Source organism: Allobosea sp. 05T438 (assembly GCF_056396025.1).
In genome coordinates, this window is record NZ_JBFTKQ010000002.1 from 178,848 (window position 1) to 203,854 (window position 25,007).

At 66.3% G+C, this 25,007-nt stretch carries 23 protein-coding genes; 10 read left to right on the top strand and 13 right to left on the bottom strand.

Features of this window, described 5'->3' with window-relative positions; translation table 11 throughout:
• Positions 1–131: 131 nt before the first annotated feature.
• Positions 132–620, bottom strand: a complete 489-nt coding sequence (locus AC1DIN_RS04675) for a hypothetical protein (RefSeq protein WP_476808872.1) — start codon at positions 618–620, stop codon at positions 132–134.
• Between the two features lie 213 nt (positions 621–833).
• Entirely contained in the window at positions 834–2,744 is a 1,911-nt protein-coding gene (locus tag AC1DIN_RS04680; protein ID WP_476808873.1) for an ABCB family ABC transporter ATP-binding protein/permease, read from the bottom strand.
• Positions 2,745–2,917: 173 nt separating this feature from the next.
• On the opposite strand from AC1DIN_RS04680, the gene AC1DIN_RS04685 reads away from it, so the two are divergent.
• On the top strand, positions 2,918–3,259 hold the full coding sequence (locus tag AC1DIN_RS04685) for a hypothetical protein (protein ID WP_441468501.1): 342 nt from the start codon (positions 2,918–2,920) through the stop codon (positions 3,257–3,259).
• A 126-nt stretch (positions 3,260–3,385) separates the two neighbouring features.
• Here AC1DIN_RS04685 and cimA read toward each other — a convergent pair whose 3' ends face one another.
• Together cimA and cysS are read right to left on the bottom strand one after the other, a co-directional pair.
• A complete protein-coding gene (cimA, locus tag AC1DIN_RS04690) occupies positions 3,386–4,984 on the bottom strand; it encodes a citramalate synthase (RefSeq protein ID WP_476808874.1) in 1,599 nt (532 codons plus the stop codon).
• A gap of 103 nt (positions 4,985–5,087) precedes the next feature.
• Positions 5,088–6,602 (bottom strand): cysteine--tRNA ligase, encoded by a 1,515-nt coding sequence (cysS, locus tag AC1DIN_RS04695; protein WP_476808875.1) that lies wholly within the window; start codon positions 6,600–6,602, stop codon positions 5,088–5,090.
• 321 nt (positions 6,603–6,923) lie between these two features.
• Here cysS and AC1DIN_RS04700 point away from each other — a divergent pair, with 321 nt between their 5' ends.
• Positions 6,924–7,253 (top strand): hypothetical protein, encoded by a 330-nt coding sequence (locus AC1DIN_RS04700; protein ID WP_441468504.1) that lies wholly within the window; start codon positions 6,924–6,926, stop codon positions 7,251–7,253.
• 12 nt (positions 7,254–7,265) lie between these two features.
• Here AC1DIN_RS04700 and AC1DIN_RS04705 read toward each other — a convergent pair whose 3' ends face one another.
• Positions 7,266–7,781 carry a CreA family protein gene (locus tag AC1DIN_RS04705; RefSeq protein ID WP_441468505.1) on the bottom strand — a complete coding sequence of 172 codons (516 nt, stop codon included), beginning with the start codon at positions 7,779–7,781 and terminating at the stop codon, positions 7,266–7,268.
• A 106-nt stretch (positions 7,782–7,887) separates the two neighbouring features.
• Between AC1DIN_RS04705 and AC1DIN_RS04710 the strand changes: the two genes are divergently transcribed.
• On the top strand, positions 7,888–8,439 hold the full coding sequence (locus AC1DIN_RS04710; protein WP_476808876.1) for a GNAT family N-acetyltransferase: 552 nt from the start codon (positions 7,888–7,890) through the stop codon (positions 8,437–8,439).
• Here the strand turns inward: AC1DIN_RS04710 and AC1DIN_RS04715 are convergent.
• From AC1DIN_RS04715 to AC1DIN_RS04725, 3 genes are all read right to left on the bottom strand, one after another.
• The gene (locus AC1DIN_RS04715; RefSeq protein ID WP_476765944.1) at positions 8,420–8,953 is read right to left on the bottom strand and encodes a hypothetical protein; all 534 of its coding nucleotides are present in this window, start codon (positions 8,951–8,953) and stop codon (positions 8,420–8,422) included. The genes AC1DIN_RS04710 and AC1DIN_RS04715 overlap by 20 nt on opposite strands.
• A gap of 92 nt (positions 8,954–9,045) precedes the next feature.
• A complete protein-coding gene (locus AC1DIN_RS04720) occupies positions 9,046–9,624 on the bottom strand; it encodes a DinB family protein (RefSeq protein WP_476808877.1) in 579 nt (192 codons plus the stop codon).
• Positions 9,625–9,632: 8 nt separating this feature from the next.
• Entirely contained in the window at positions 9,633–10,643 is a 1,011-nt protein-coding gene (locus AC1DIN_RS04725; RefSeq protein WP_476808878.1) for a fumarylacetoacetate hydrolase family protein, read from the bottom strand.
• Between the two features lie 62 nt (positions 10,644–10,705).
• Between AC1DIN_RS04725 and AC1DIN_RS04730 the strand changes: the two genes are divergently transcribed.
• Entirely contained in the window at positions 10,706–11,791 is a 1,086-nt protein-coding gene (locus AC1DIN_RS04730; protein ID WP_476808879.1) for a TRAP transporter substrate-binding protein, read from the top strand.
• A gap of 19 nt (positions 11,792–11,810) precedes the next feature.
• A complete protein-coding gene (locus AC1DIN_RS04735; RefSeq protein WP_441468511.1) occupies positions 11,811–12,308 on the top strand; it encodes a MarR family winged helix-turn-helix transcriptional regulator in 498 nt (165 codons plus the stop codon).
• Positions 12,309–12,459: 151 nt separating this feature from the next.
• On the opposite strand, the gene AC1DIN_RS04740 is transcribed toward AC1DIN_RS04735, so the two are convergent.
• Positions 12,460–13,410 (bottom strand): phosphoribosylaminoimidazolesuccinocarboxamide synthase, encoded by a 951-nt coding sequence (locus AC1DIN_RS04740; protein ID WP_476808880.1) that lies wholly within the window; start codon positions 13,408–13,410, stop codon positions 12,460–12,462.
• Positions 13,411–13,670: 260 nt separating this feature from the next.
• Here AC1DIN_RS04740 and AC1DIN_RS04745 point away from each other — a divergent pair, with 260 nt between their 5' ends.
• Both AC1DIN_RS04745 and AC1DIN_RS04750 read left to right on the top strand, forming a co-directional pair.
• Entirely contained in the window at positions 13,671–14,840 is a 1,170-nt protein-coding gene (locus AC1DIN_RS04745; protein ID WP_476808881.1) for a DUF2865 domain-containing protein, read from the top strand.
• A gap of 191 nt (positions 14,841–15,031) precedes the next feature.
• Positions 15,032–16,354 (top strand): MFS transporter, encoded by a 1,323-nt coding sequence (locus tag AC1DIN_RS04750; RefSeq protein WP_441468514.1) that lies wholly within the window; start codon positions 15,032–15,034, stop codon positions 16,352–16,354.
• Between the two features lie 169 nt (positions 16,355–16,523).
• Here the strand turns inward: AC1DIN_RS04750 and gltX are convergent, their stop codons facing one another.
• On the bottom strand, positions 16,524–17,864 hold the full coding sequence (gene gltX / locus AC1DIN_RS04755; RefSeq protein WP_476808882.1) for a glutamate--tRNA ligase: 1,341 nt from the start codon (positions 17,862–17,864) through the stop codon (positions 16,524–16,526).
• A 152-nt stretch (positions 17,865–18,016) separates the two neighbouring features.
• Here gltX and AC1DIN_RS04760 point away from each other — a divergent pair, with 152 nt between their 5' ends.
• Entirely contained in the window at positions 18,017–18,886 is an 870-nt protein-coding gene (locus tag AC1DIN_RS04760) for an outer membrane protein (RefSeq protein WP_476808883.1), read from the top strand.
• An 83-nt stretch (positions 18,887–18,969) separates the two neighbouring features.
• Here AC1DIN_RS04760 and AC1DIN_RS04765 read toward each other — a convergent pair whose 3' ends face one another.
• The 3 genes from AC1DIN_RS04765 to AC1DIN_RS04775 form a co-directional block, all read right to left on the bottom strand.
• Positions 18,970–20,355, bottom strand: a complete 1,386-nt coding sequence (locus AC1DIN_RS04765) for a class II 3-deoxy-7-phosphoheptulonate synthase (protein ID WP_476794634.1) — start codon at positions 20,353–20,355, stop codon at positions 18,970–18,972.
• Between the two features lie 248 nt (positions 20,356–20,603).
• Positions 20,604–21,974, bottom strand: a complete 1,371-nt coding sequence (gene gor, locus AC1DIN_RS04770; RefSeq protein ID WP_476808884.1) for a glutathione-disulfide reductase — start codon at positions 21,972–21,974, stop codon at positions 20,604–20,606.
• Positions 21,967–23,229 (bottom strand): O-antigen ligase family protein, encoded by a 1,263-nt coding sequence (locus tag AC1DIN_RS04775; RefSeq protein WP_441468519.1) that lies wholly within the window; start codon positions 23,227–23,229, stop codon positions 21,967–21,969. Before AC1DIN_RS04775 ends, gor begins: the two co-directional genes overlap by 8 nt.
• Positions 23,230–23,451: 222 nt before the next feature.
• On the opposite strand from AC1DIN_RS04775, the gene AC1DIN_RS04780 reads away from it, so the two are divergent.
• Together AC1DIN_RS04780 and AC1DIN_RS04785 are read left to right on the top strand one after the other, a co-directional pair.
• Entirely contained in the window at positions 23,452–24,417 is a 966-nt protein-coding gene (locus tag AC1DIN_RS04780; RefSeq protein ID WP_441468520.1) for a Bug family tripartite tricarboxylate transporter substrate binding protein, read from the top strand.
• 99 nt (positions 24,418–24,516) lie between these two features.
• Complete coding sequence (locus AC1DIN_RS04785; protein ID WP_441468521.1) at positions 24,517–24,996, top strand: tripartite tricarboxylate transporter TctB family protein; 480 nt, start codon at positions 24,517–24,519, stop codon at positions 24,994–24,996.
• Positions 24,997–25,007: the final 11 nt, after the last annotated feature.

Here is a 25,007-nt window from a genome sequence, read left to right on the forward strand (position 1 = left end):
GGCATGGCGACGGCCACGGCGAGCGCCGGGGCGTCGAAAAGTGCATCGGCCGCAGTCCAGCAGCGGTGCCCCCCGGAGGCAGGTGGCGCTGATCACAGGCGGGCACTGAACCTTCGAAGGCAGCACCGCGTCTAGGCGATCCGTGGCATCCGGACGAAGCGCACCGCCGCCTTCCAGGTCAGGAAGCCGAAGGCAAACAGCACGAACGCCTCGGCGATCGCGAAGGGCGGTTCCGACTGGGTCGGGGCCAGCGCCCGCAAGGCCGGGATCTTGCCGAACATCTGCGCCACCAGCACGAAGACCAGCAGGTAGAACGACAGCATCGCGGTGATCGCGTAGGTGCGACGCCAGCCTCCTTCCAGTCTGCGCCCATACAATGCGAAGGCCGCGATCCCGACCAGCGCGATGTGGATCGCGCCGATGATGTGGGAGGGCAGGACGCCGCTGAAGGGAAAGCCGAAACCGGTCGCGCTGGTGGCGAAGGCGGTAGACAGGAAAACCCCGGTCCAGCCCGGGCGCGTATGCCCATGGAGCAAGCCGGCCGCGACCGGAAACCCGGCCACGATCGCGATCAGGCTGAGCCAGGTGTGAAAACCTACGAATGTCGTCGGATCAAACATGGCAGCCGCTCCCCCAGTGCCTTTGCCCTGCGGCCGGAGCATGCAGGAAACGCGCCGAAGTTGCGAGCGGTTTTAAGCTGGCCGGGCGCCGGCGCCCTTGCCGTCATGGTCGGGCTCGTCCCGACCATCCACGTCTTCACTGATGAAGAGCGGTGTTCAAGGCGTGGATGCTCGCCACAAGGGCCAGCATGACGCCCGCGGCTAATCCAGTTTCTACGTCAGGCTCACCCTGACGCTCTCGCCTTCCGCCTCGGTGGCGCGCTGGAGCGTGGCCTTGGCCTCATCGACCTCGCGCTGGCGGTTCCACATCGCGGCATAGACGCCGTCCGCGGCGAGCAGGTCACGATGATCGCCGCGTTCGACGATGACGCCCTTGTCGAGCACGATGATCTCATCGGCGTTGACGACGGTGGAGAGCCGGTGGGCGATCACCAGCGTGGTGCGACCTTCGCTGACCCGATCGAGCGCGTCCTGGATCTCTTTCTCGGTGAAGGAATCGAGAGCCGAGGTCGCCTCGTCTAGAACCAGGATCGGCGGCCCCTTCAGGATGGTGCGGGCGATGGCGACACGCTGCTTCTCGCCGCCGGAGAGCTTCAAGCCGCGCTCGCCGACCGAGGTGGCGTATCCTTCCGGCAACAGGCGGATGAAGCGATCGATCTGGGCGAGGCGCGCGGCCTCCTCGACTTCCGCCATGGTCGCCTCCGGGCGGCCGTAGAGGATGTTGTATTCGATCGTGTCGTTGAACAGCACCGTATCCTGCGGAACCATGCCGATCGCGGCGCGCAGGCTGACCTGCTGAACATCGGCGATCGGCTGGCCGTCGATGAGGATGCGACCGCCCTGTGGCTCGTAGAAGCGGAAGAGCAGGCGCGAGATCGTCGATTTCCCCGCGCCGGAGGGACCGACGATGGCGACGGTGCGGCCGGGCGGAACCTTGAAAGACACGCCGCGCAGGATCGGCCGCTCGGGCACATAGGCGAACTGCACGTTCTCGAAGGAGACCTCCCCGGCCGGGACCTGCAGCGGCTTCGCGCCGGGCTTGTCCTGGATCTCGGGGTCGCGTCCGATCAGCGAGAACATCTGGGCGATGTCGAGCGTCGCCTGCTTGATCTCGCGGTAGACGGTGCCCATGAAATTCAGCGGCAAATAGAGCTGGATCAGCATGGAGTTGATCAGGATGAGATCGCCGACCGTGTTGGTGCCGGCCTGGAAGCCCCGCACCGCCATCACCATCGACAGTGTCAGCCCCACCGCGAAAATCGCAGCCTGGCCGAAGTTCAGCCAGGCGAGCGAGGTATAGGACTTGACCGAATTGCGCTCGTAGCGCGCCATCGACTGGTCGTAGCGGGCGGTCTCGCGGGCCTCGGCGCCGAAATACTTCACCGTTTCGTAGTTGAGCAGCGAGTCGATTGCCTTCGCGTTGGCGTCCGTGTCGGACTCGTTCATCGCCGAGCGGATGGCGATGCGCCACTCCGTGGCCTTGATGGTGTAGGTCATGTAGGTCGTGACCATCGCCACCAGCACGACAACATAGCGCCAGTCGAACAGGTAGAGCAGCACGGCGATGATCAGCACGACCTCGATGATCACCGGCACGAGCTGGTTGAGACCGAGGCGGACCATCTCCTCGATGCCGTTGCGGCCGCGCTCCAGCACGCGGGTCAGGCCGCCGGTCTTGCGCTCGAGATGGAAGCGCAGTGAAAGATGATGCAGGTGACCGAAGGTCTGCAGCGCCAGCGTGCGCACCGCATGCATGAAGACCGGCGCGAAGATGGCGTCGCGCAGTTGCACGAAGGCAGCAGAACCGACGCGGGCGAGGCCGTAGAGCACGGTCAGCGCGAGCGGCGCCCCGACCAGCCAGGGCAGCCAGTTCTCGAGGTTCGAATAGGTGCCGGCCAGGGCGTCCGTCACCCATTTGAAGGTGAAAGGCACGCCCATCAGCACGAGCCGCCCGGCCACCATCAGCKCGAAGGCCGCGACGACGCGGCTGCGCAGATCGGCACGCTCCGCCGGCCAGAGATAGGGCCAGAGCGCACGGAAGGTGGCGAAGAAGCCGGAACCCGGCTGGATCACGGCGGAGCGATGGAAGCTCGGCGCCGGGGGCGGCGCTGACGGCGCGGACATTTTCACACGATTCCAGTTGGCGTGCCCGTATAGACGCAATCGCGCGCCGATGCATGTGGGATTGCTCCGAAAGCAGCGACGGTCTCGCCCGAAACCCGCCTTGCTCTCGTCGAAAGCCCGGTGTCTGATCCGGTCAGAGCGCAGGACGCTCAGGATCGGGGACAGAAACAACCATGAGAGATCAGTATCTTGTCGCCATGGCACTCGGCGCCGCCGCCGCTCTCGCGCTGACGGCGCTGCCCGCCGCCGCGCAGTCCGGCAAACCGCATGCGCAGATCACCATCACCAACCAGCGCAGCGTTCCGCTCAACAGCTTCGAGATCGCGACCGCCGGTGAACAGCCCCGCCTCGTCGCCAAGCTCGCCAAGCCGCTGGCGCCCGGCAAGAGCGTCGCACTCAAGCTCAACAAGCCGCAGGGCTGCGCCTATACGGTGCAGGGGAAATTCGAAGACGAGGCCGACAGCGACGCCGACATGGATTTGTGCCGGGACCGCGTCATCCGCCTGACAGAGTGACAGGCACAAGACCGTCATTCTCGGGCGAAGCGTAGCCTGGACCCGAGAATCTCGGCACCAGGAGGCAGAAAGCTCCTCCCGCGAGAGATGCTCGGGTCAAGCCCGAGCATGACTGAGCGACCGCGCTCAAGCCGTCGCACCAGCCTTCACCAGCTTGTAGGTGATCGAGTCGACCAGCGCCTGGAACGAGGCGTCGATGATGTTGGCGCTGACGCCGACCGTGGTCCAGCGCTCGCCGGTCTCGTCACCCGACTCGATCAGCACGCGGGTCACGGCGTCGGTACCGCCCTGGAACACGCGCACCTTGTAGTCGACCAGCCGCAGCCCCTCGATCAGCGACTGGTAGCGACCGAGATCCTTGCGCAAGGCGATATCGAGCGCATTGACCGGCCCGGCATCGCCTTCGGCCGCCGAGATCAGCAGGTCATCGCCAACCCTCACCTTCACGATCGCCTCGGAGAAGGTGACGAGCTCGCCCAGCGCGTTGTAGCGGCGCTCGACATTCACCGCGAAGCGCTCGACCGCGAAATAGTCCGGCACCTCGCCGAGGATGCGCTTCACCAGCAGGAAGAAGGAGGCATCGGCGCCCTCGAAAGCGTAACCCTGCGCTTCCTTGTCCTTGACCTCCTGGAGCACGCGATTGAGCCGCGGATCGTCACGCCCGAGCGTGACGCCGATGCGCTCCAGCTCCGCGACGAGGTTCGACTTGCCGCCCTGGTCGGAGATCAGGACCTTGCGGGTGTTGCCGGTCGCTTCCGGCGCGACGTGCTCGTAGGTGCGGGGGTCCTTCAGGACGGCCGAGGCGTGGATGCCGGCCTTGGTCGCGAAAGCCGAGGCGCCGACGAAGGGCGCGTGGCGGTTCGGCGCGCGGTTCAGCATCTCGTCGAGCGCGCGCGAGACATGGGTCAGCTCAGCGAGCTGAGCGTCGTTGACACCGAGCTCGAAACGGTCGCGAAAGCGCTCCTTGAGCCTGAGCGCGCCGATCAGCGTGACGAGATTGGCATTGCCGCAGCGCTCGCCCAGGCCGTTGAGCGTGCCTTGGATCTGGCGCACGCCGGCTTCGACCGCCGCGAGCGAATTGGCGACGGCGCAGCCGCAATCGTCATGGGCATGGATGCCGAGATGCTCGCCCGGAACGACCTTCGCGACCTCGCGCACGATCGCGCCGACCTCGTCCGGCAGCGTGCCGCCATTGGTATCGCAGAGCACGACCCAGCGGGCGCCGGCTTCAAAAGCGGTGCGGACACAGGCGAGCGCATAGTCCGGGTTGGCCTTGTAGCCATCGAAGAAGTGCTCGCAGTCGAGCATCACCTCGCGACCGGCGGCCTTCGCCGCGGCGACGCTCTCGGCGATGCCGGCGAGGTTGTCCTCCAGCGAGATCTCGAGCGCGACATGGACATGGTAGTCCCAGGCCTTGGCGACGAAGACGATGGCATCGGCCTTCGCCGCCAGCAGCGCGGCGATGCCGGGATCGTTCGCTGCCGAGCGCCCTGCCCGCTTGGTCATGCCGAAGGCGGCGAATTTCGCCTGCTTCGTCGCCTTCTCCTCGAAGAAGGCGGTATCGAGCGGGTTGGCGCCGGGATAGCCGCCCTCGACATAATCGACGCCGAGCCGGTCGAGCAGCGCCGCGACGGCGCGCTTGTCGTCGAGCGAGAAATCGACCCCGGTGGTCTGCGCCCCGTCGCGCAGCGTCGTGTCGAAGAGATGGACGCGGGCCGCGCTCATCGCTCCCGCCTCAGCTTGAAGCGGACGACGCGCGGCACGACCATCGCCAGCATGACCAGCTTGATGGCGAGGGAGAGCGAGCCGGCAGGGCGGATCTTCGGGGTCATCGCTTCACCTCCCAGCTGGTCGTCGGTTCGCCCGTGGCGGGGTCCTTGCCATCCTTGAGCGCAATGCCCATCGCAGCGAGCTCGTCGCGGATGCGGTCGGACTCGGCGAAATTCCTGGCGCGGCGGGCGTCGAGGCGAGCGGCGATCAGCACCTCGACGTCCACTCCAGCAGCTTCTTCCTCTGCGCGCAGGGCTGCGGTGTTTCGCTCTGCCTCTTCGCGAGCGAATTTCCAGATATCGATCCCGATCAGTTCCAGCATCGCGACAAGAGTGCGCTGGCTAGTTCCATCCTTGAGCGCCCCCTCGATTGCTTTCATTGCCTCGGCAAAATTCAGATCATCCGCAAGCGCTTCGACGAATTCCGGCGGCAGAGCGATCTGATCCTCCGAAATTTCGTTGAACTCGATCTGCGCTACCCATTGGCGCAACTTACGCTCCGCCTCCTCCAGCGCCTTCACCGTCCAGTCGATCGGCTGGCGGTAGTGCGTCTTCAGCATCGCGAGCCGAAGCACTTCGCCCGGCCATTTGCGGCCGCCGAACGCGTCAGTCTCCAGCAGCTCATGGATCGTGACGAAGTTGCCGAGGCTCTTCGACATCTTCTCGCCTTCGACCTGCAGGAAGCCGTTATGCATCCAGATATTGGCCATGAGCGGCTGCCCTTCCGCTCCGCCGAAGGCGCAGCAGGACTGCGTGATCTCGTTCTCGTGGTGCGGGAAGACGAGATCGATGCCACCACCATGGATGTCGAAGACGTTCTTCATGGGATCGTCGCAGGAAAGCCCGCCGCCGAACGGCGTCAGCAGCTTCGCCATCGACATGGCCGAGCACTCGATATGCCAGCCGGGGCGGCCGGGCGTGGCCATGCCGGCCGGCGACGGCCAGCCGGGATCGATGCCCTCCCGGCTCGGCTTCCACAGCACGAAATCCATCGCGTCGCGCTTATAGGGCGCGACATCGACGCGCGCGCCGGCCAGCATCTCGTCGAGCGAGCGACGGGCGAGCGTGCCGTATTTCGGCGCCTTCGTGAGATGCGCGACGGCCGGGACATGGAAGAGCACATGATCCTCGGCGACATAGGCGACGCCGCGCGCGATCAGGCGCTCGATGATCGCCTTCATCTCCTCGATGTGGTCGGTGGCGCGCGGCTCCTCGTCGGGCCTCAGATTGCCGAGAGCATCCACATCATGGTGGAACTGCGCCGTCGTGGTCTCTGTGACCTTCGCGATCGCCTGGTTCAGCGGCAGGCCCGGGAAGTCACGCGCCGCGCGGGCGTTGATCTTGTCGTCGACATCCGTGAGGTTACGGGCATAGGTGACGTGATCGGCGCCGTAAACGTGGCGCAGCAGCCGGTAGAGCACGTCGAAGACGATGACCGGGCGGGCATTGCCGATATGGGCGTAGTCGTAGACCGTCGGGCCGCAGACATACATGCGGACATTCGACTGATCGATCGGCGCGAAGTCCTGCTTCGTCCGCGTCAGCGTGTTGTAGAGCCTCAGGGTCGGCGACATCGGGGCTAAATCCTGGAACGAACGAAACTGCGGAATACGAAAAACGACCTGGCCGCTGGCCGGGGCGCTTTTGTCGGTTCGTTTTCAGGACGAGGACGTGAGCAGCCGGCCAGCGAAAGCTAGCGGCAAATAATGCAAGGGCTGTTGATGGCGGCTCGCGTCATGACGGAAAGTGATTGCCTGTCCACAGGGCTTGCGTCAAGAGGGCGCCCTGTTTGTTGCGCCGCAACATTTCGGCCGCAATTCACGCAAATTTAACCGGCCGGAACCATCCTCCCGATTCACGGGTTCTCCGCCCGCCTTCATCAGGAATCAGATTTCATGCGCCGCGCCGTGGCTTTCGTCGGACTGCTCGGGATCGTCGCCGCCGGCATCTCGCTCTCGATCATGCCGACCAGCCGTTCGAACGCTGCCGCGAACGAGCCGCGCACCTTCCTGATCCCGGCCAGCGACGGCTATGGCGTCGCCGACTGCATCTCGACGAAGGCCGAGTGCGGCAAGATCGTCGCGAACGCCTGGTGCGAGTCCCAGGGCTTCGGCAAGGCGGTAGCCTTCGGCGTGGCCGATCGCGCCGATTTCACCGGCACCGTCGCCCGGCCGAGCCCGGCGCAGGTGGCCGAGCAGCCGCTGAGCATCACCTGCAGCGACTGATCTGCGCGCCGGTCAGCGAATCCATTCCGAACATTTCGGCGGCTCGCCGGAAGCCCCCCAGGGCATGATCGGCACGGTCGAAGTCGAATTCTGGGGCGAGCCGTCGATCAGCTTGTCGGTGTAGACCAGATAGACCAGCACATTGCGCTTGGCGTCGCAGCCGCGCACGATCTGCATCTTCTTCCAGACCAGCGAGCGACGCTCGCGGAAGACGACATCGCCCTGCTCCGCCTTCTCCTTGAACTTGATCGGGCCGACCTGGCGGCAGGCGAGCGAGACCTCCGAGACCTCCTCGGCCACACCGAACATGCCGGAGACGCCGCCCTTCTCGGGCACCGTATAGTGGCAGGCGACACCCTCGACGATGGGATCGTCGACGCCGTAGACGGCGAGCTTGTCGTTCGGGGTCAGCATCTTCCAGACCGTCGATTTGCGGAAGATCAGATCCTCTTGTGCCATCGCCGGCGATAGCGTCGTTCCTGCCAGAGTGACGGCCAGCGCAGCCAGAACCCCATGACGAAGCAGCATTCCCATTCTCCCGGCGCGTTTCAGCTCGGCGCCCGGCAGGATATGGGAAGCATGCGGCCGCTGCACCAGAGTTTTGCAGTGCAACCGCCGGGAAGAGGATCGCTGCGTGCTACCGGAACTGGAAAGCGAGAGATTGCTGCTGCGCCCGCGCAGGCTCGACGATCTCGACGCCATCGTGCGACTTAACACCGACCCGCAGGTGATGCGCCACATCGCACCCGTCGGCGACCCGGCGATGGGGCACGATGCCGTCGCCGCGCGCAGCTTCAACCATGTCGCGTACGGGCTGGGCTACTGGTCGATCTTCACCAAGGAGGCTCCGACGGAGTTCATCGGTTATGTCGGGCTCATTCCCGACGGAGATGCCGTGGACGACGTGCAGATCAGCTATCGCTTCGAGGTCCGACACTGGGGCAACGGCTATGCCGGCGAAGCCGCTGCCCGCCTGCTCGACTACGGTTTCGGCACGCTCGGCTTCCCCATGGTCGGCATCACGACTCATCCGCTCAACGCTGCCTCGTTGCGTCTGGCCGAGCGGCTGGGCTTCGAGGCCGCACCGACCGATCCCCGCATCCTGATCGGCGATCCGCCGGTGCCGGCGGCGCGGCTATGGCTCGGACGCGCCGCGTGGCGCAGTCTCACCCAGCCAGAGGCTTGAAGACGAGATAGGCGGCGGCGAGCGCGCCGACAACGCCGAGCGCGAACAACACGAGCTTCAGCCGCGTCATCATGCTGGCGAAGGCGACGTTGCCGGCATCGACCTGCGGATAGCGATCGAGCAAGCGGGCCACCGCGAAATTCTCGGCGACATCGCAGAGTCCGCCGAGGAACCAGCCGCCGCCGCAAAGCACCGCCACCCACCAGGGCTGTCCGCGCATCGCGAGGCCGGCGATCAGCAGCGCGCCGACGATCGCATAGGTGAAGGCACAGGCGACGTCGGCCGGCAGCACGCGGTTGCGATAGCGCGCCCGCGTCTGCTCGCCATAGAGCGAGAACAGCTTCTCGACATCCGCCACATTGTAGCCGTCCCAATCGCTCTCCAGCATGCGCGGCACGCCCTGCCGGCTCGACCAGAAGCCGACCGCCCAGAACAGCACCACCACCAGCACCGGCCCCCAGACGAAGAAGGCGAGCGGAACGATGGTCGAATAGAACGGCACGGTCTCGATCATGGCGGCTCGTTTCTCGCGGCAGGCATCGGCGCTTCGTCGTCAGGTTATCCGGCGCGCGGGCTGCCGCCAAGCACGGCAAACCCCATCCCTGCTCAAAGCAGCTCTTCCGGCGGCAGCAGGTCGAGGCGGCGTAGCTCGACGCGCGTCTGCTGGGAATCGTAGAGCAGGAAATATTCGTCGAGCTGGGGTGGCGCGATGTCTGTCCCGGCCAGCATCGCATGGGCCTGGCCGCGATGGTGGATCTGGTGCTGGAAGAGATGCGCCAGCAGATCGTCGATGCGCTCCTCGATCGCGCCATGCTTGCCGCGATCGGTGGTGACGGTGGCATCGAGGGCAGCATCCGACAGCCCGTCACAGACCGCGATCAGGCGGCGATCGGTGGCGCTCTGCGCATGGAACAGCGCGGGCGCTTCAAAGGGCCGGAAGCGCTCGAACACCTGCCGGCCGAGCCCGCCGCGTTCGAGCGCGTCGATGTAGTAGAGATCGACCATCAGGTTGTGGTTCAGCGTTTCATGCAGCGAGGGGAAGAAGCTCGTGCGCGTCGCCTTGAAGGCGGTGTCGTCGAGTCGCATGCAGGCCGAAAGCAGCCGCCAGTTCGCCCAGGCGTTGTTGTGCGCCATCTTGCGGAAATGGGCGCTGAGCGCCCCCCGGCGGCCCGCGCTCTCAGACATCGCTCGGCTCAGGCATGAGGCAGGATCTCCTGTTCGATCGCGCCGAAGATGGAATGCCCGGCGGCGTCCTTCATCTCGATGCGGACCGCGTCGCCGAAACGCAGGAAGGGCGTCTTCGGTTCGCCCCGGAGGATCGTCTCCACCATTCTCTGCTCGGCGATGCAGGCATAGCCCAGGCCACCGTCCGCTACCGGCCGGCCCGGGCCGCCGCCGGCATCGCGATTCGAGATCGTGCCGGAGCCGACGATCGTGCCGGCCGAGAGCCGGCGCGTGGCGGCGGCGTGGGCGACGAGCGTGCCGAAGTCGAAGGTCATGTCGACTCCCGTGTCGGGCTTGCCGAAGAGGCTGCCATTGACCAGCGCCAGTAGCGGCAGATGAAGCTTTCCGTCCCGCCAGGCCGCGCCGAGTTCGTCAGGCGTGACGGCGACCGGCGAGAAGGCCGAAGACGGCTTTGACTGAACGAATCCAAAGCCTTTCGCCAACTCGCTCGGAATCCGATTCCGCAAGCTCACGTCGTTTGCGAGCATGACGAGGCGAATCCGGGCGAGCGCTTCCTCCCGGCTCGCCCCCATCGGCACGTCGTCGGTGACGACCGCGACCTCGGCCTCGAAATCGATGCCGTCCTCCTCGCTGCGCGCAAGCACCGGCTGGCGCGGACCGAGCGGCGCATCGCTGCCGCCCTGGTACATCAGCGGATCGGTCCAGAAGCTTTCCGGCATCGCAGCCCCCCGCGCCTTCCGGACGAGGTCGACATGGTTCACATAGGCAGAGCCGTCGAGCCACTGATAGGCGCGCGGCAGCGGCGCGGCACAGTCATGCTCGTGGAAGCGGAAGGACGGCACCGAGCCGTGCTCCAGCCCCTCGGCGAGATCGGCCAGGCGCGGCGCGAGCCGCTGCCAGTCGTCCAGCGCGGCCTGCAGGGTCGCGACGACGGGGAAGGCGTCGGTCGCTCGCGTCAGGTCCCGCGAGACGATGACGAGGCGGCCATCACGGCCATGCGAGAGAGAGGCAAGCTTCATCTCTTTTCATTCCTTCGCGGACGCGCCAATAAGGACGCAACAAGCCTTCGGGAGGAGACCATATGGAACGTCGCAGCTTTTTGAAAACGGGGGCCCTCGCCGCCGCCGCGACGACCGTCGCGATGCCGGCGATCGCGCAGTCGCAGCCCGAGGTGAAATGGCGCCTGACGTCCAGCTTCCCGAAGTCGCTCGACACCATCTTCGGCACGGCGCAGCAGTTCTCGAGATACGTATCCGAGGCGACGGACGGCAAGTTCGACATCCAGGTCTTCGCGCCCGGCGAGATCGTTCCCGGCCTGCAGGCGCTCGATGCCGTTTCTTCCGGCACGGTCGAATGCGCGCATTCGCCGACCTATTTCTACATCGGCAAGGACCCGACGCTGGGTCTCGGCACCGGCATTCCCTTCGGCCTCAATGCCCGCCAGCAGCATAGCTGGTGGTATTTCGGCGGCGGCGAGCAGATCGTGAACGGCGTGCTCGACCGCTTCAACGCCTATTCCATCCCCTGCGGCAACTCCGGCTGCCAGATGGGCGGATTCTTCCGCAAGGAACTCGGCGGCCTCGACGATCTCAAGGGCCTGAAGTTCCGCATCGGCGGCATGGGCGGCGCGGTGCTGGCCAAGCTCGGCGTCGTCCCGACGCAGATCGCGCCGGGCGACGTCTACCCGGCACTGGAGCGTGGCACGATCGACGCGGCCGAATTCGTCGGCCCCTATGACGACGAGAAGCTCGGCTTCATCCGCGTCGCGAAATACTACTACTACCCCGGCTGGTGGGAGGGCGGCGCGATGCTGCACCTCATCATCGGCAAGGACGCCTGGGCCAAGCTGCCGAAGCACTATCAGGCCATCGTCCAGAACGCCTGCGAAGCCGCGAACAACTGGATGCTGGCGAAATATGACTTCGTGAACCCGGGCGGCCTGCGCCGGCTGGTGGCGCAGGGCGCGCAACTCAAGGCCTTTCCGCTGCCGGTCATGGAAGCAGCTCTCAAGGCGGCCGAGGAGTACTATGCCGAGACCGGAGCCAAGAGCCCGGACTTCAAGAAAGGCTACGACTCGATGGTCGCCTTCCGCGGCGAGAACTTGCTCTGGTGGCAGGTTGCGGAGCTGTCCTACGATTCCTTCATGAACAGGCTGAAGGCGCGCTGAGGCGCGCCTGTTCACCGCTATGACGACGAAACCGCCCGCCGATCCCGAGACCAAGGCCCTCCATCTGGAGCGCTTCCTGCCCTACCGCCTCAACGTCGTGGGCACGCTGGGCGGCCGCGCCCTCGGGCGCATCTATGGCGAGCATTTCGGAATCGGCATCCCGGAATGGCGCGTGGTGGCGCAGCTCGGCGAGTTCGGCAAGCTGACCTCGCGCGACATCGGCGAGCTCGCCCAGATGCACAAGACCAAGGTCTCGCGCGCGGTCGGCGAGCTGGAGAAGCGCGGCCTCGTCTCGCGCTCCGAGAACCGGCAGGATCGGCGCGAGTCCTTCGTGACGCTGACCGCAGCCGGCAAGCGCATCTACGACCAGATCGTGCCGCTGGCGCTGGGCTTCGAGGCGCGCTGGGTCGAGGGCATCGCCCCCGACGAACTCAAGGTGTTCGAGCGCGTGCTCTCGACACTGACCGAGCGCGGGCGCCATCTCGCCGGAAATTATCGGGACGAGGACGGGGCTTAAGTGCAGATTTCAAGCACTCAGCCCTCATCCTGAGGAGCGCTTCGCAGAAGCGCGCCTCGAAGGATGCTCCAGACGGTTCTGTCGCGCCCTGGACCATCCTTCGAGACGCCGCTTCGCGGCTCCTCAGGATGAGGGCTGGATTAATATCCGCCTAGAAATACCGCGCCAGATTGCGCCTGATCCGCGGCACCGGGTCCTCGCCCTTCGGTGGATAGGCGAAGTCGCTGCCCGTGATCGTCTCGAAGGCGCGGACATAGACTGCCGAGGTCTGGTCGATCAGCTCCTGCGGGATCGGCGGCAGCGCTTCCTTATAGGGGTCGCAGCGGGCGACCACCCAGTTGCGCACGAAGTCCTTGTCGAAGGATTCCGGCTTGTCGCCGGCAGCGAAGCGTCCCGGGTAGCTCTCCGCGAACCAGTAGCGGCTCGAATCCGGCGTGTGGATCTCGTCGGCGAGGAAGATGCGCCCCTCGGCGTCGGTGCCGAACTCGTATTTGGTGTCGGCGAGGATGAGGCCGCGCTCGCGGGCGAGCTTCTGTCCACGTGCGAAGAGCGCGAGCGCATAGCCGGACACGGTGTCCCACTGCTCCTGCGTCAGCAGTCCGCCCTCGACGATCTGGCGCTGCGACAGCGGCTCGTCATGGCCGCCGTCGAAAGCCTTGCTCGTCGGCGTGATGATCGCCTGCGGCAGCTCCTGATTGTCGCGCAGGCCGTCCGGCAGGGTGATGCCGTACATGTCGCGCTGACCCTGCTTGTAGAGCGTCAGGACCGATGTGCCGGTCGTTCCGGCCAGATAGCCGCGCACGACGATCTCGACTGGCAGGATCTCGAGGCGCTTGCCGACCACGACGTTGGGGTCGGGATATTCCAGCACATGGTTGGGGCAGATGTCGGCGGTCTGCTCGAACCAGTAGCGCGCCGTCTGCGTCAGCACCTGCCCCTTCAGGGGGATCGAGGCGATCGCGCGGTCGAAGGCGGAGAGCCGGTCGGTCGAGATCAGGATGCGCCGGCCGTCCGGCAGATCGTAGTTCTCGCGGACCTTGCCGCGGTAGTAGTTCGGCAGCTCCGGGATGACGGCTTCGTGAAGAGGCAGATAATCGGACATGGCGGAGCTTGCCTCTTTGACGGAGCGCGCGGAGAGGCGCCGGAGCGCCATTCAGGCAGCCCTTCTAGCGAAAGCGCGCGTTTTCCACCACCGCGGCGGCGCGCGCTTCCCCGGATTGCTGCAACGGCCCGAATATGGCATGCGAAGCGTCCAGCGGGAGCCAGGTCCGCGGCGCACCGACGCGGGCCGCTCCATAGTTCCGTCGTGTTTGGCGGGTGTTGTTGGACGGAGCCGGCAACCGGCTTTCGACAATGGATGGCGTGACCCGACCTGCGATGATCCTGCGACTTTCCAGACGTTTTGGCATGGCGCTGCTGGCGCTGGCAGCTCTCAGCGGGCCTGCCGCGGCGCAATCGCCTTCCTGCGACGCCTGGCGCTCGGAACTTGAAACCCTACAAGGTCGCAGCGGCGGCGACCCGCGTGCTGCCCAGGCGGCCGAACGTGTCGGCGCCCAGCTTTCGCAGCTCAACGGGCAATATCGCGCGATGGGCTGCGAGCGCACCTTCGGCATTTTCGATTCGGGCCCGCCGCAATGCGGCGCGATCCGCGCCCAACTCGGCCAGTTGCAGTCGCAATATACGGCGCTGCAGCGGCAGGCCCAGGGTGGCGGGGTCGAGCAGCGTCGCGCCCAGCTCGCCGCCGCGATCAACAACAATTGCCGGGCGCAGCCGCGCGGCTTCTTCGAGACGATCTTCGGGCTGGAGCCGCGCCGCGGCGAGGTCGATTCGACCCTGCCGGAGCTCGACCCCGAGCAATCCACGGAACCGGCGAAGCCGCGCCTTGGCGGCCCGCAGACCGTCTGCGTGAGAACCTGCGACGGCTTCTTCTTCCCGCTGAGCAATAACACCGGCAATCCCGACGAGATGTGCCAGGCGCTCTGCCCGGGCGTCGAAACGCTCGCTTACGGCATGAGTGCTGGCGGCGACGTTCAGAATGCCGCCTCCCGCTCGACCGGGCAGCCTTATTCCTCCCTGCCGAACGCGCTGAAATACACGCGCAGCTTCGATGCAGCCTGCACCTGCCGTGGCCAGGGCGAGAGCTGGTCGGCGGCGCTCAAGAACGCCGAGTATCTGCTCGACAAGCGCAAGGGCGACGTCATCCTCACCGAGCAGCGCGCCGCCGAGCTCTCGCGCCCGAAGCTCGATCCGAAGGCCGAGGCCAAGCGGCGGAGCGCCGCGCAACAGCCGGTGTCTGGAGCGCCGGCCAATGCACCCGAGGCCGCGGATGATAAGCCGATGCCGTCCGAGAATTCGCCGACTTCAGGCACCGAGTCGGCCGGCGTCGGCCCCGACATCGTCGGCGAGCAGGTGCTCGACAAGAAGGATGGCTTGAAGAGCGAGTCGCGCAGCGTGACCGGCGAACGCCGCTCCGTTCGGATCGTCGCCCCCAATCTCGCGCCCAATCTGAGCCCGCAGCTCGTTCGGCCCTGATCCGGCAAAGTTCCATGCATCATGCGCAGATGGGCTGGCGGAAACTCAGCGCGCCGGCCGCTGGACGCATGCCAAAAACCGACGCATAAAGAGGCCGCCCAGCCGCCCTCCGGGAGGCCCGCCAGACCGCCTCCACGGCCTACCAGGCCGCGCGCTCGCCATCTGACGCTCCCCAGCCTCAGCAGGCCGCCATGTCCGATACGACGACCACCCCGCACCCTCATCCGATCGAACTCGACGACGCCAGGCGGCGCCTCAAGGCGATCTTCATCGGCTCCGTCGGTAACCTCGTCGAGTGGTACGATTTCTACGCCTACACCGCCTTCGCGCTGTATTTCGCGCCACATTTCTTCCCCTCGCACGATCCGGTCGTCCAGCAATTGAACGCCGCGACCCTGTTCGCCGCGGGCTTCATCGTGCGGCCGGTCGGCGGCTGGCTGTTCGGGCATCTGGCGGATCGCTACGGGCGGCGGCTGTCGCTGACGTTGTCGGTGGTGATGATGTGCTTCGGCTCGCTGATCATCGCGCTGACGCCGACCTATGCCACGATCGGCTTCGCGGCCCCTGCCCTGCTGGCGCTGGCGCGCATCATCGAGGGGCTGAGCCTCGGCGGCGAGTATGGCGCGAGCGCCACCTATCTCACCGAGATCGCCGACCCCGAGCATCGCGGCTTCTATTCGAGCTTCCAGTACGTCACGCTGATCGGCGGCCAGCTCACCGCCATCCTCGTGCTGCTGCTGCTTCAGAATGTCTTCCTGACGCATGAGCAGCTCGTCGCCTGGGGTTGGCGCATCCCCTTCGTCATCGGCGCGTTCCTCGCCATCACCGCGATGTTCATGCGGCGGCATATGCAGGAGACCGAAGCCTTCGAGGCGGCCAAGGGCACGATGAAGCGCGAGAGCTCGCTCAAGGGCCTGATGAAGTATCCGCGCGAGGTTGCGATCGTGGTCGGCCTCACCGCCGGCGGAACGGCTGCCTTCTACACCTTCACCACCTATATGCAGACCTTCGTCAGACAGACGGTCGGACTCTCCGATATCGTGACGACCTATGTCATCGCGGGCTCGCTGATCTTCGCGGCGATCCTGCAGCCGATCTACGGCCTGATCTCGGACAAGATCGGCCGCAAGCCGATGCTGATGTTCTTCGGCCTCGCCGGCACGCTCCTGACTGTGCCGATCCTGACGACGCTCGCCGGCACGAAATCGGCGTGGATGGCCTTCCTGCTGATCTGCGGCGCCTGGATCTTCACCGCCGGCTACACCTCGATCAATGCCGTCGTGAAGGCGGAGCTGTTCCCGACCGCGATCCGCGCCACAGGCGTCGCCGTGCCCTATGCGGTCACGGTCTCGGTCTTCGGCGGCACGGCGCCGGCCATCGCCCTGTTCTTCAAGCAGCAGGGCCATGAGGAGTGGTTCTACTACTACCTCGCCGGCGTCATCTTCCTGTCGTTCCTGGTCTATTCGACCATGCGCGACACCAAGCACGCCTCGGCGATGGAGCGGCACGAGTGAGCAGCGGGCTGCCCGGTCGCCCCACACACCTTCTCCCCTTGCGGGAGAAGGTGGCGGCTCGAAACGCCGACGGATGAGGGGCCACGCCTAGATAGTTCGGCAATCGGTTCGCGACCGGCGCCGCGAGACCGCTCACCCTGGCCCTCTCCCGCAGCGGAGAGGGGATCGTTCAGGCGCTCTCGCCGGCCAGTCGCTTCAGCGCCTTCTCACGCCCGATCAGCGGCAGCAGCGCCGCCAGCTCCGGGCCGTGATCCAGACCCGTCAGCGCCTGCCGCAGCGGCATGAACAGTGCCTTGCCCCTGGCGCCGGTCGCTGCCGAGACGGCCTGCGTCCAGCTCTTCCAGGTCGTGGCGTCGAAGGGCTCCTGCGGCAGCAGATCGGCCGCCGCAGCCGCAAAGGACTGATCCGCGATCACGGGCACGGCCGGTCCCTGAACGACCTGCCACCACAAGGTCGCCTCATCCAGCTTCGCGAGGTTTCCCCGCACCGCCAGCCAGAAGGGCTCGCCTCCGCGGATGCCGAGCGCCGAGAGTCGGTCCGCTACGGCCGCGAACGGAAATTGATGAAGCGTGCGGGCGCTCAGCGCCGCCAGCTCGTGCTCGTCGAACTTGGCCGGCGCCCGCGAGACATGGGCAAGCTCGACCAAGGTCGCGAGTTCGTCGAGGCTCGAAACCGGGCGCACCGCATCCGAGGTGCCGACCATCGTCGCCAGCGCCGCGACCGCCAGCGCCTCGACGCCGCTGTCGCGCAGGCCGCGCAGGGAAAGATGGCCGAGGCGCTTGGAAAGCCCCTCGCCGCTCGCGGTGGTCAGCAGGTTGTGGTGGCCGAAAGCCGGCAAGCTCGCGCCGAGCGCCTCGAAGATCTGCGCCTGCACCGCCGTATTGGTGACGTGGTCCTCGCCACGGATGACATGGGTCACCCCGGTCTCGATATCGTCGACAACCGACGGCAGGGTATAGAGATAGCTGCCGTCCTCCCGCACCAGCACCGGGTCGGAGAGCGAGGCGCAATCGACATGCGAAGCGCCACGCACGAGATCGTCCCAGTTGACCTCGCGCGGCTCCAGCAAGAACCGCCAGTGCGGCGTGCGCCCCTCCGCCTCGAAGGCCGCCTTTTGCTCGGACGTAAGCTTCAATGCAGCACGATCGTAGATCGGCGGCAGGCCGCGGGCGAGCTGGCGCTTGCGGCGACGGTCGAGTTCGTCGGCGGTCTCGTAGCAGGCGTAGAGCCGCCCCGCCTGGCGCAGGCGCTCGGCCGCGGCATCATAGACCGCAAGCCGCTCCGATTGCTTGATGACGAGATCGGGCACGATGCCAAGCCAGCCGAGATCCTCGGCAATGGCCTGCGCATATTCCGGCTTCGAGCGGGCGATGTCGGTGTCGTCGTAGCGCAGCAGGAAGCGGCCGCCGTGGCGGCGGGCGAAGAGCCAGTTGAAGAGCGCCGGCCGGGCGTTGCCGATATGGAGATAGCCGGTGGGCGACGGCGCGAAGCGAACCAGGGGCGAGGTCATGACGCGGCTTATGGCGCTTTTGCGGGCGCCCGACAATCGCGTCTTTGACGCCGCTTCCGCACCGTTAACCCCACATTAGGGTTACCAAGGCATGAATTGTCTTCGAGCAGGGCGAAACGGGTGGAGCCGGACGGCTGCTCGGGGAGATCAGGATGCGTATCCGTTCCATCGAGCACGCGCTCGCGGCCACAGCCCTCGCGACAAGCCTTCTCGCCGTCCCTGCCCTCGCGGCGGATTACCTGCGCGGCTCGCAGGTCATCGAGGCTCCGGAACCGCCGACCATCGACCGTGGCATCAACTGGTCCGGCTTCTACTTCGGCGGCGGCGCCGGCGTCTCCGACACGAAGTTCGAGCCCGGCACCGGGTTGCAGGATCTCGCCCGCTTCGCCTTCCGGAACACGCTACTCGGCGCCGAATACGATATGGGGGCACTGGTCAACAATCTTCCCGAAAAGCGCGACAGCGGCGCGACCTATTTCGGCTTCGTCGGTTACAATTGGGCCTTCGGCGACGTCATTCTCGGCTTGGAGGCGGACTACACCCGCTCCGGGCATAGCTATCAGATCGACGACTTCATCGCTCGCCGCGCTGTCACCTCGAACGGCACCGTCAACGATTACTCTCTGACGACCAACCAAGGCGCCAAGCTCGACGATTACGGCACAGCGCGGCTGCGCATGGGCTGGGCCTTCGGCAACTTCATGCCCTTCGCGACGATCGGCGGCGCGGTCGGGCGCTTCAACACCACCTCCACGGTCGACGCGACTTGGCGCTTCACGCGGACGAATCCGGTCACCGGTGCTCTGGAGAACAATGTCGTCGCGAGCGGCTATCCTCTTACCGTCGGCGCCACCAAGAAGAACGTCTACGGCTTTGGCCTTTCGGTCGGCGGCGGTCTGGACTGGGCGCTGGCGGACAACATCTTCCTGCGTGGCGAATACCAGCTCATCCGCTTCGCGGATGTCGAGGGCACGACGACGACGGTCAACACCGCGCGGGCCGCGGTCGGCGTCAAGTTCTGACGACACCACAAGTCGCAGCAACAAAAAAAGGCCGGGACGAAACGTCCCGGCCTTTTTGTTTGGTCAGCCGATCCGGCCCAGCCTTACTCGGCCGCCTCGACCTCGGGCCGGGTCCGCCCTGCCCGCTCGCGCTTGACGAGCTCGGCGACGAGGAAGGCCAGTTCCAGCGCCTGCTCGGCATTGAGGCGGGGATCGCAGACCGTGTGGTAGCGGTCGTTGAGATCGGCGTCGGTCATGCCGCGCGCGCCGCCGGTGCATTCGGTGACGTTCTTGCCGGTCATCTCCAGATGCAGGCCGCCGGCATGGGTGCCCTCGGCCTGATGGACGGCGAAGAAGTTCTTCACCTCGGTCATGATCAGGTCGAAAGGCCGGGTCTTGTAGCCGCTCGCCGCCTTGACCGTGTTGCCGTGCATCGGATCGCAGGACCAGACAACGTTGCGCCCTTCGCGCTTGGTCGCGCGCACCAGAGCCGGCAGGTTGTCGAAGACCTTGTCGGCACCGAAGCGGGCGATCAGCGTCAGGCGGCCCGGCTGGTTCTGCGGGTCGAGCACTTCGATCAGCTTGAGCAGGCCGTCGACCGTGGTCGAGGGACCGCATTTCAGGCCGATCGGGTTCTTGATGCCGCGGAAGAACTCGACATGGGCATGGTCGAGCTGGCGCGTGCGATCGCCGATCCAGACCATGTGGCCGGAGGTGTCGTACCACTCGCCGGTCGTCGAGTCGGTGCGGGTCATCGCCTGCTCGTAGCCGAGCAGCAACGCCTCGTGGCTGGTGTAGAAATCGGTCGTGCGCATCTCCGGATGGGTCTCCGGGTCGATGCCGATCGCGCGCATGAAGTCGAGCGCCTCGGTGATGCGCTCAGCAACCTCCTGATAGCGATGCGACTGCGGGCTATCCTTGACGAAGCCGAGCATCCAGCGATGCGCGTTGTCGAGATTGGCGTAGCCGCCGGTCGCGAAGGCGCGGATCAGGTTCAGCGTCGCTGCCGACTGGCGGTAGGCCTCGAGTTGGCGACGCGGATCGGGGATGCGCGCCTCGGCCGTGAAGGCGATGTCATTGACGATGTCGCCCTTGTAGCTGGGAAGCTCAACGCCGCCTTCCTTCTCCGTCGGCGCCGAACGCGGCTTGGCGAACTGGCCGGCGATGCGCCCGACCTTCACCACCGGCGAGCCGCCGGCGAAAGTCAGCACCACCGCCATCTGCAGGAACAGCCGGAAGAAATCGCGGATGTTGTCCGCCGAATGCTCGGCGAAGCTCTCGGCGCAGTCGCCACCCTGGAGGAGGAAGGCCTCACCGGCCGCAACCTTGCCCAACGCCCGTTTGAGCTTGCGCGCCTCGCCTGCAAAAACGAGCGGCGGAAAGCCGGCGAGCTGCTGCTCGACCGCCTTCAAGGCTGCCTGGTCCGGATAATCCGGAATCTGCTGGGCGGGCTTGGCCCTCCAGCTCTCTGGCGTCCACCGCTCGGACATGGGACTACTTGCTCCTGACCTTCGAGATCGCGCGTTGTTAACCTCTTGGTAGCGCGAAGGGGCGGCTATACACCCAAGGCACGATAATAGCCACCAGTCGGCGACGTCGTCACGGCCGCGGGTTTCGGCATATCAAAACGAGAGCCGGAAAGCCGCCTCATGTCAGCGGGATGCCGCCCTTCGCGGGCGGCTGCACGGCTGCTTCGCAGATCGGGTCTGCCGCGACGGAAGCGGCCCTCCCCGCGACGCTAGACCGCCCGCGGTGTGCGCATCGTCACGAGTTCCTCGGCGGCGCTCGGATGCAACGCGACAGTGCGGTCGAAATCCGCCTTGGTCGCCCCCATCGTCACGGCGATGGCAACGGCCTGGATAATCTCGCCAGCGTCATGTCCGAGGATATGGACGCCCAGAACCTTGTCGGTCGTCGCATCGACGACGAGTTTCATATAGGTGCGCTCATGCCGCCCGGAGATGGTCGCCTTCATCGGGCGGAAGCCGGATTCGAAGATGCGCACCTCATGGCCGGCGGCAATCGCCTGGTTTTCCGACAGGCCGACCGTGCCGATCTCAGGCGTGGTGAAGACCGCTGAGGCCACCGTGGCGTGATCCACTGTCCAGGAGCGATTGCCGAAGGTGCTGTCGGCGAAGGCATGCCCTTCCCGGATGGCGACCGGGGTCAGGTTGACGCGGTTGGTGACATCGCCGACCGCATGGATCGACGGAACGCTGCTGGCTGAAGCTGCATCAACGGCGATCTCGCCGAGCGGGCCGAGCTCCACTCCAGCCCGCTCCAGCCCCAGGCCTTTCGTGTTCGGCCGCCGGCCGGTCGCGACCAGAATGACATCGGCGTCGATCGGCGCTCCATGTGCGCAATGGGCGCGACGGGCGCCGTCCGCCAATTCCTCGATGCGCTCGATGGTGCAACCGAGCCGCATGGTGATGCCGGCATGGACCAGCGCATCGCGCAGGCGATTGCGGATGTCTTCGTCGAAGCCGCGCAGGATATTGTCGCCGCGGTGGAGCAGCGTCACGGCAACACCGAGCCGGGCAAAGAGGCTGGCGAATTCGAGCGCGATATAGCCGCCGCCGACGACCAGAAGCCGCTTCGGCAAGGTCGGAAGATGGAAGACCTCGTTGGAGGAGATGCCCAGCTCGCCGCCGGGGATCGGCGGGTCGAAGGCCGGCCAACCACCCGTCGCGACGAGAATATGCCGGGCGGTGACAGTCAGGCCGCTCTTGACCAGCCGAACGCTGTGCGGCCCCTCGATGATGGCGCGCTCCTCACGGATCTCGACCTTCGCGCCGTCAAGGCCCTTGCGATAGAGGCCGGAGAGGCGCGTGACCTCGTTCGCCACGGCGTCGCGCAGCGTCGGCCAGTCGAAGGACGGCTTTGCGGGAAGCGTCCAGCCGAAGCCGGCTGCATCCTCGAAATCGTCAGTGAAGCGGCTGGCATAGACGAAGAGCTTCTTCGGCACGCAGCCGCGGATGACGCAGGTGCCGCCGATGCGGTCCTCCTCCGCGATCATCACACGGGCGCCGTGTCCGGCCGCGATGCGCGCAGCACGCGTGCCGCCGGAGCCCGCCCCGATGACGAAGAGATCGACGTCGAATTCAGCCATGATCTTCTCCTTGGCGTCCCGGTCCGAACCAGAGGATTCCGGCTCCCAGGAGGGCTATCCACCAGCCCTGCCAGGCTCCGTGCCCGACAACGGAAATTGCGAAAGCGGCGGCGAACATCGCCAGGCGCGGCGCCATCTCCCGCGCCGGCAGCCGGCGCAGTTGCACGAGCAGTAACAAGCCCGCGAGCAGGAGAATGCCCGCTCCGATCACCCCGGTCTCGGCCCATGCCTGCAGCGGCATGTCGTGAGGATGTCCGACTCCCAGCAGCGTCCTGTGCTCCGGCGCCACCTCGGCCGCCACGGGGTGCTGGTCCATGCTGGCCGAGGTCCCGAAGCCGGCGCCTGCGATCGGCCGCACCCGCACGACCTCGCCGAAGCTCTGCCAGATATCGATGCGGGCCTGCCCGGTCATCACGGCGAAGCGGTTCAGGATCATCGAGGGCAGCCAATTGTGAGCGGCGATGCCGAGCACCGGCGCCATCACCATGGCGAGGACGAAGGCCAGGCCGGCAGCCGTCAGCGTCAGGCGCGGCCAACAGGCCGACAACGCCCAGGTGACAACGCACACCGCGACTCCCAGCCGCGCCGACGCACTCTCCGAGCGCAGCGCCAATGCGGCGACGGTCAAACCAAGGATCACCGCCAATATCCGGTCGGACCGGCGTGCGGCCGGCGCATTCCAGAGACCGTGGATCGTCGGAACGGCCAGCGTCAGCGCTGTGATAGCGGGCCGGTTGAAGACGAAGGTCATCACCTTGCCGACACCCAGCGCAGCCCGCTGCGAGAGGCCCGAGGCCAGTTCGACGATCGACAGCAGGCAGGCGAGGATCAGCGCGAATGCGAGCGCGCGCAGCCACGCCGGCCGCGGCCTGAACCGGCCCGAGGCGGCAATCGCAAACGCGAAGGCGATGGGCAGAACAAGCTCCGCCCAGGCGCGCAGGGAGGCGCCCGGCTTGTGGCTCCACGCAATCGAGATCAGCGCCCAGGCAAGGAAGGCGGTCAGGGCCAGTCCCAGCGGTGTCGCGAGCAGGCTCCGCAGGCGCGCGGCGACGCCTCCCGCCTGGCCCGCAGCGACGGCCGCGGCGATGAAGGGAATGACGGCCAAGCCGAGCATGAGCGGGGCGGAGCGATTGGCAAGCCACATCGCCAGCGGCATCAGCACCATAAGCGCCGCGCCGATCACGGTCAGGCGTGACGGAAACCTCCCGGAGCTGGGCGCATGTTCGTGGCGATCGGCGAAACGCATCTGACTCATGAATTGCGCTTACGCGATCGCGGGAAACGTCGCCAGCGCCTTATCCGGAAGCCGGCCAGAGTCGTAGAACTAAAGGAGCAAGAGCCGCAGCGAACGCGGAGAAGTACGCCGATTATTGTCAAGACATTATTCAATCAGGCGCAATTGACGCCCTGCGTGGCAAGGTGTCACAGCCGATACTGCCCAAAAAAGCACGGCGGGGGCCGTAATCGGAGGAAATCCATGCTGACATCTATCTTGAAGCGTACGGCCCTGACCGCGGTGGCTCTCGCCGCTCTCTCGACGGCTGCCTTCGCCCAGCTCGCCGAACTCAAGATCATGGCCCCTGCAGCGCCCGGCGGCGGCTGGGACGGCACCGCGCGCTCGATGCAGCAGGCGCTGACCGCAGCCGGAATCGTCAAGAGCGTGCAGGTCAACAACGTCACCGGCGCCGGCGGCACCATCGGCCTCGCTCAGCTTATCGGCGCGAAGGGCGACGGCCACCAGCTGATGGTCAACGGCTTCGTGATGGTCGGCGCGATCCTGCTCAACAAGTCGCCGGTCAATCTCACGCAGGTGACGCCGATCGCCCGCCTCACCGCCGAAGCCGAGGTCATCGTCGTCCCGACGGAATCCCCGCTCAAGACCGCCAAGGACCTGGCCGAGCGCCTGAAGGCCGATCCGGCCAAGGTGACCTGGGCTGGCGGCTCGGCCGGTGGCACCGACCACATCCTCGCCGCGCTGTTCGCGCAGGCCGTTGGCGCCGACGCCAAGAAGATCAACTACATCCCGTTCTCGGGCGGCGGCGAGGCACTGGCCGCGATGCTCGGCGGGCGCGTCACTGCCGGCGTCTCCGGCTATGGCGAGTTCGAAGGCCAGATCAAGGCCGGCAAGCTGCGCGTGCTCGCCGTCTCCTCGCCCAAGCGCCTCGAGAACGCGCCGGACGCCCCGACGCTGAAGGAGCAGGGCATCAACCTCGAACTGCTGAACTGGCGTTCGGTCGTGGCTCCTCCCGGTCTCTCGGCCGATCAGACCAAGGCGCTGACCGACACCGTCGAGAAGATGGTCAAGTCGAAGGAGTGGCAGGAAATCCTCAAGGCCCGCGGCTGGGATGACGCTTTCCTCGCCGGCGCTGCCTTCGACACCTTCCTGAAGGCCGAGATCGAACGCGTCTCGAAGGTGATGACCGAAGTCGGCCTGGTAAAGTAAGCCGGGCAAAGCCGACAAAAACACGGGGGCCGGGAAACCGGCCCCTTTTCTCACCGCCAGAAGCGCCGCGAAGGCGCCGGCCTGCATAGCGGGAACGCCATGACGAACGAGACTCGGACGCAAGGTGCCAACAAGCCGGCCCTGATCGTGGGTGTGCTGCTGCTGATCGTCGCCTTTTTCGTCGGCTACGACGCGTCGCAGCAGACCATTACCTCCACCTATGGCATCGGGCCGACGGCCATGCCCTATGTCGTGATGGTCGGCCTCGTCATCCTCGGCCTGGCGCATTTCGTCGTCGCCTTCCGCGAAGGCCTGCCCGAGCCGGAGGCGGCCGACAACAAGGCCCTCTTGTGGATCGCCGGCGGCCTCGTCTTCCTGATCGCGTGCATCGGGCTCGGCGGCGGTTTCATCATCGCCATCTCGGTCGTCTTCGCCTGCACCGCGCGCGGCATGGGGCGGCGGGCCCTGCTGGTCGATGCGGCGATCGGCTTCGTCCTCGGCCTGATCATCTTTCTTGTCTTTGCGAAGCTCCTGACGCTGATCCTGCCGTCGGGACCGCTCGAGCAACTCTTCCTCTGAGCCGGGGCTGA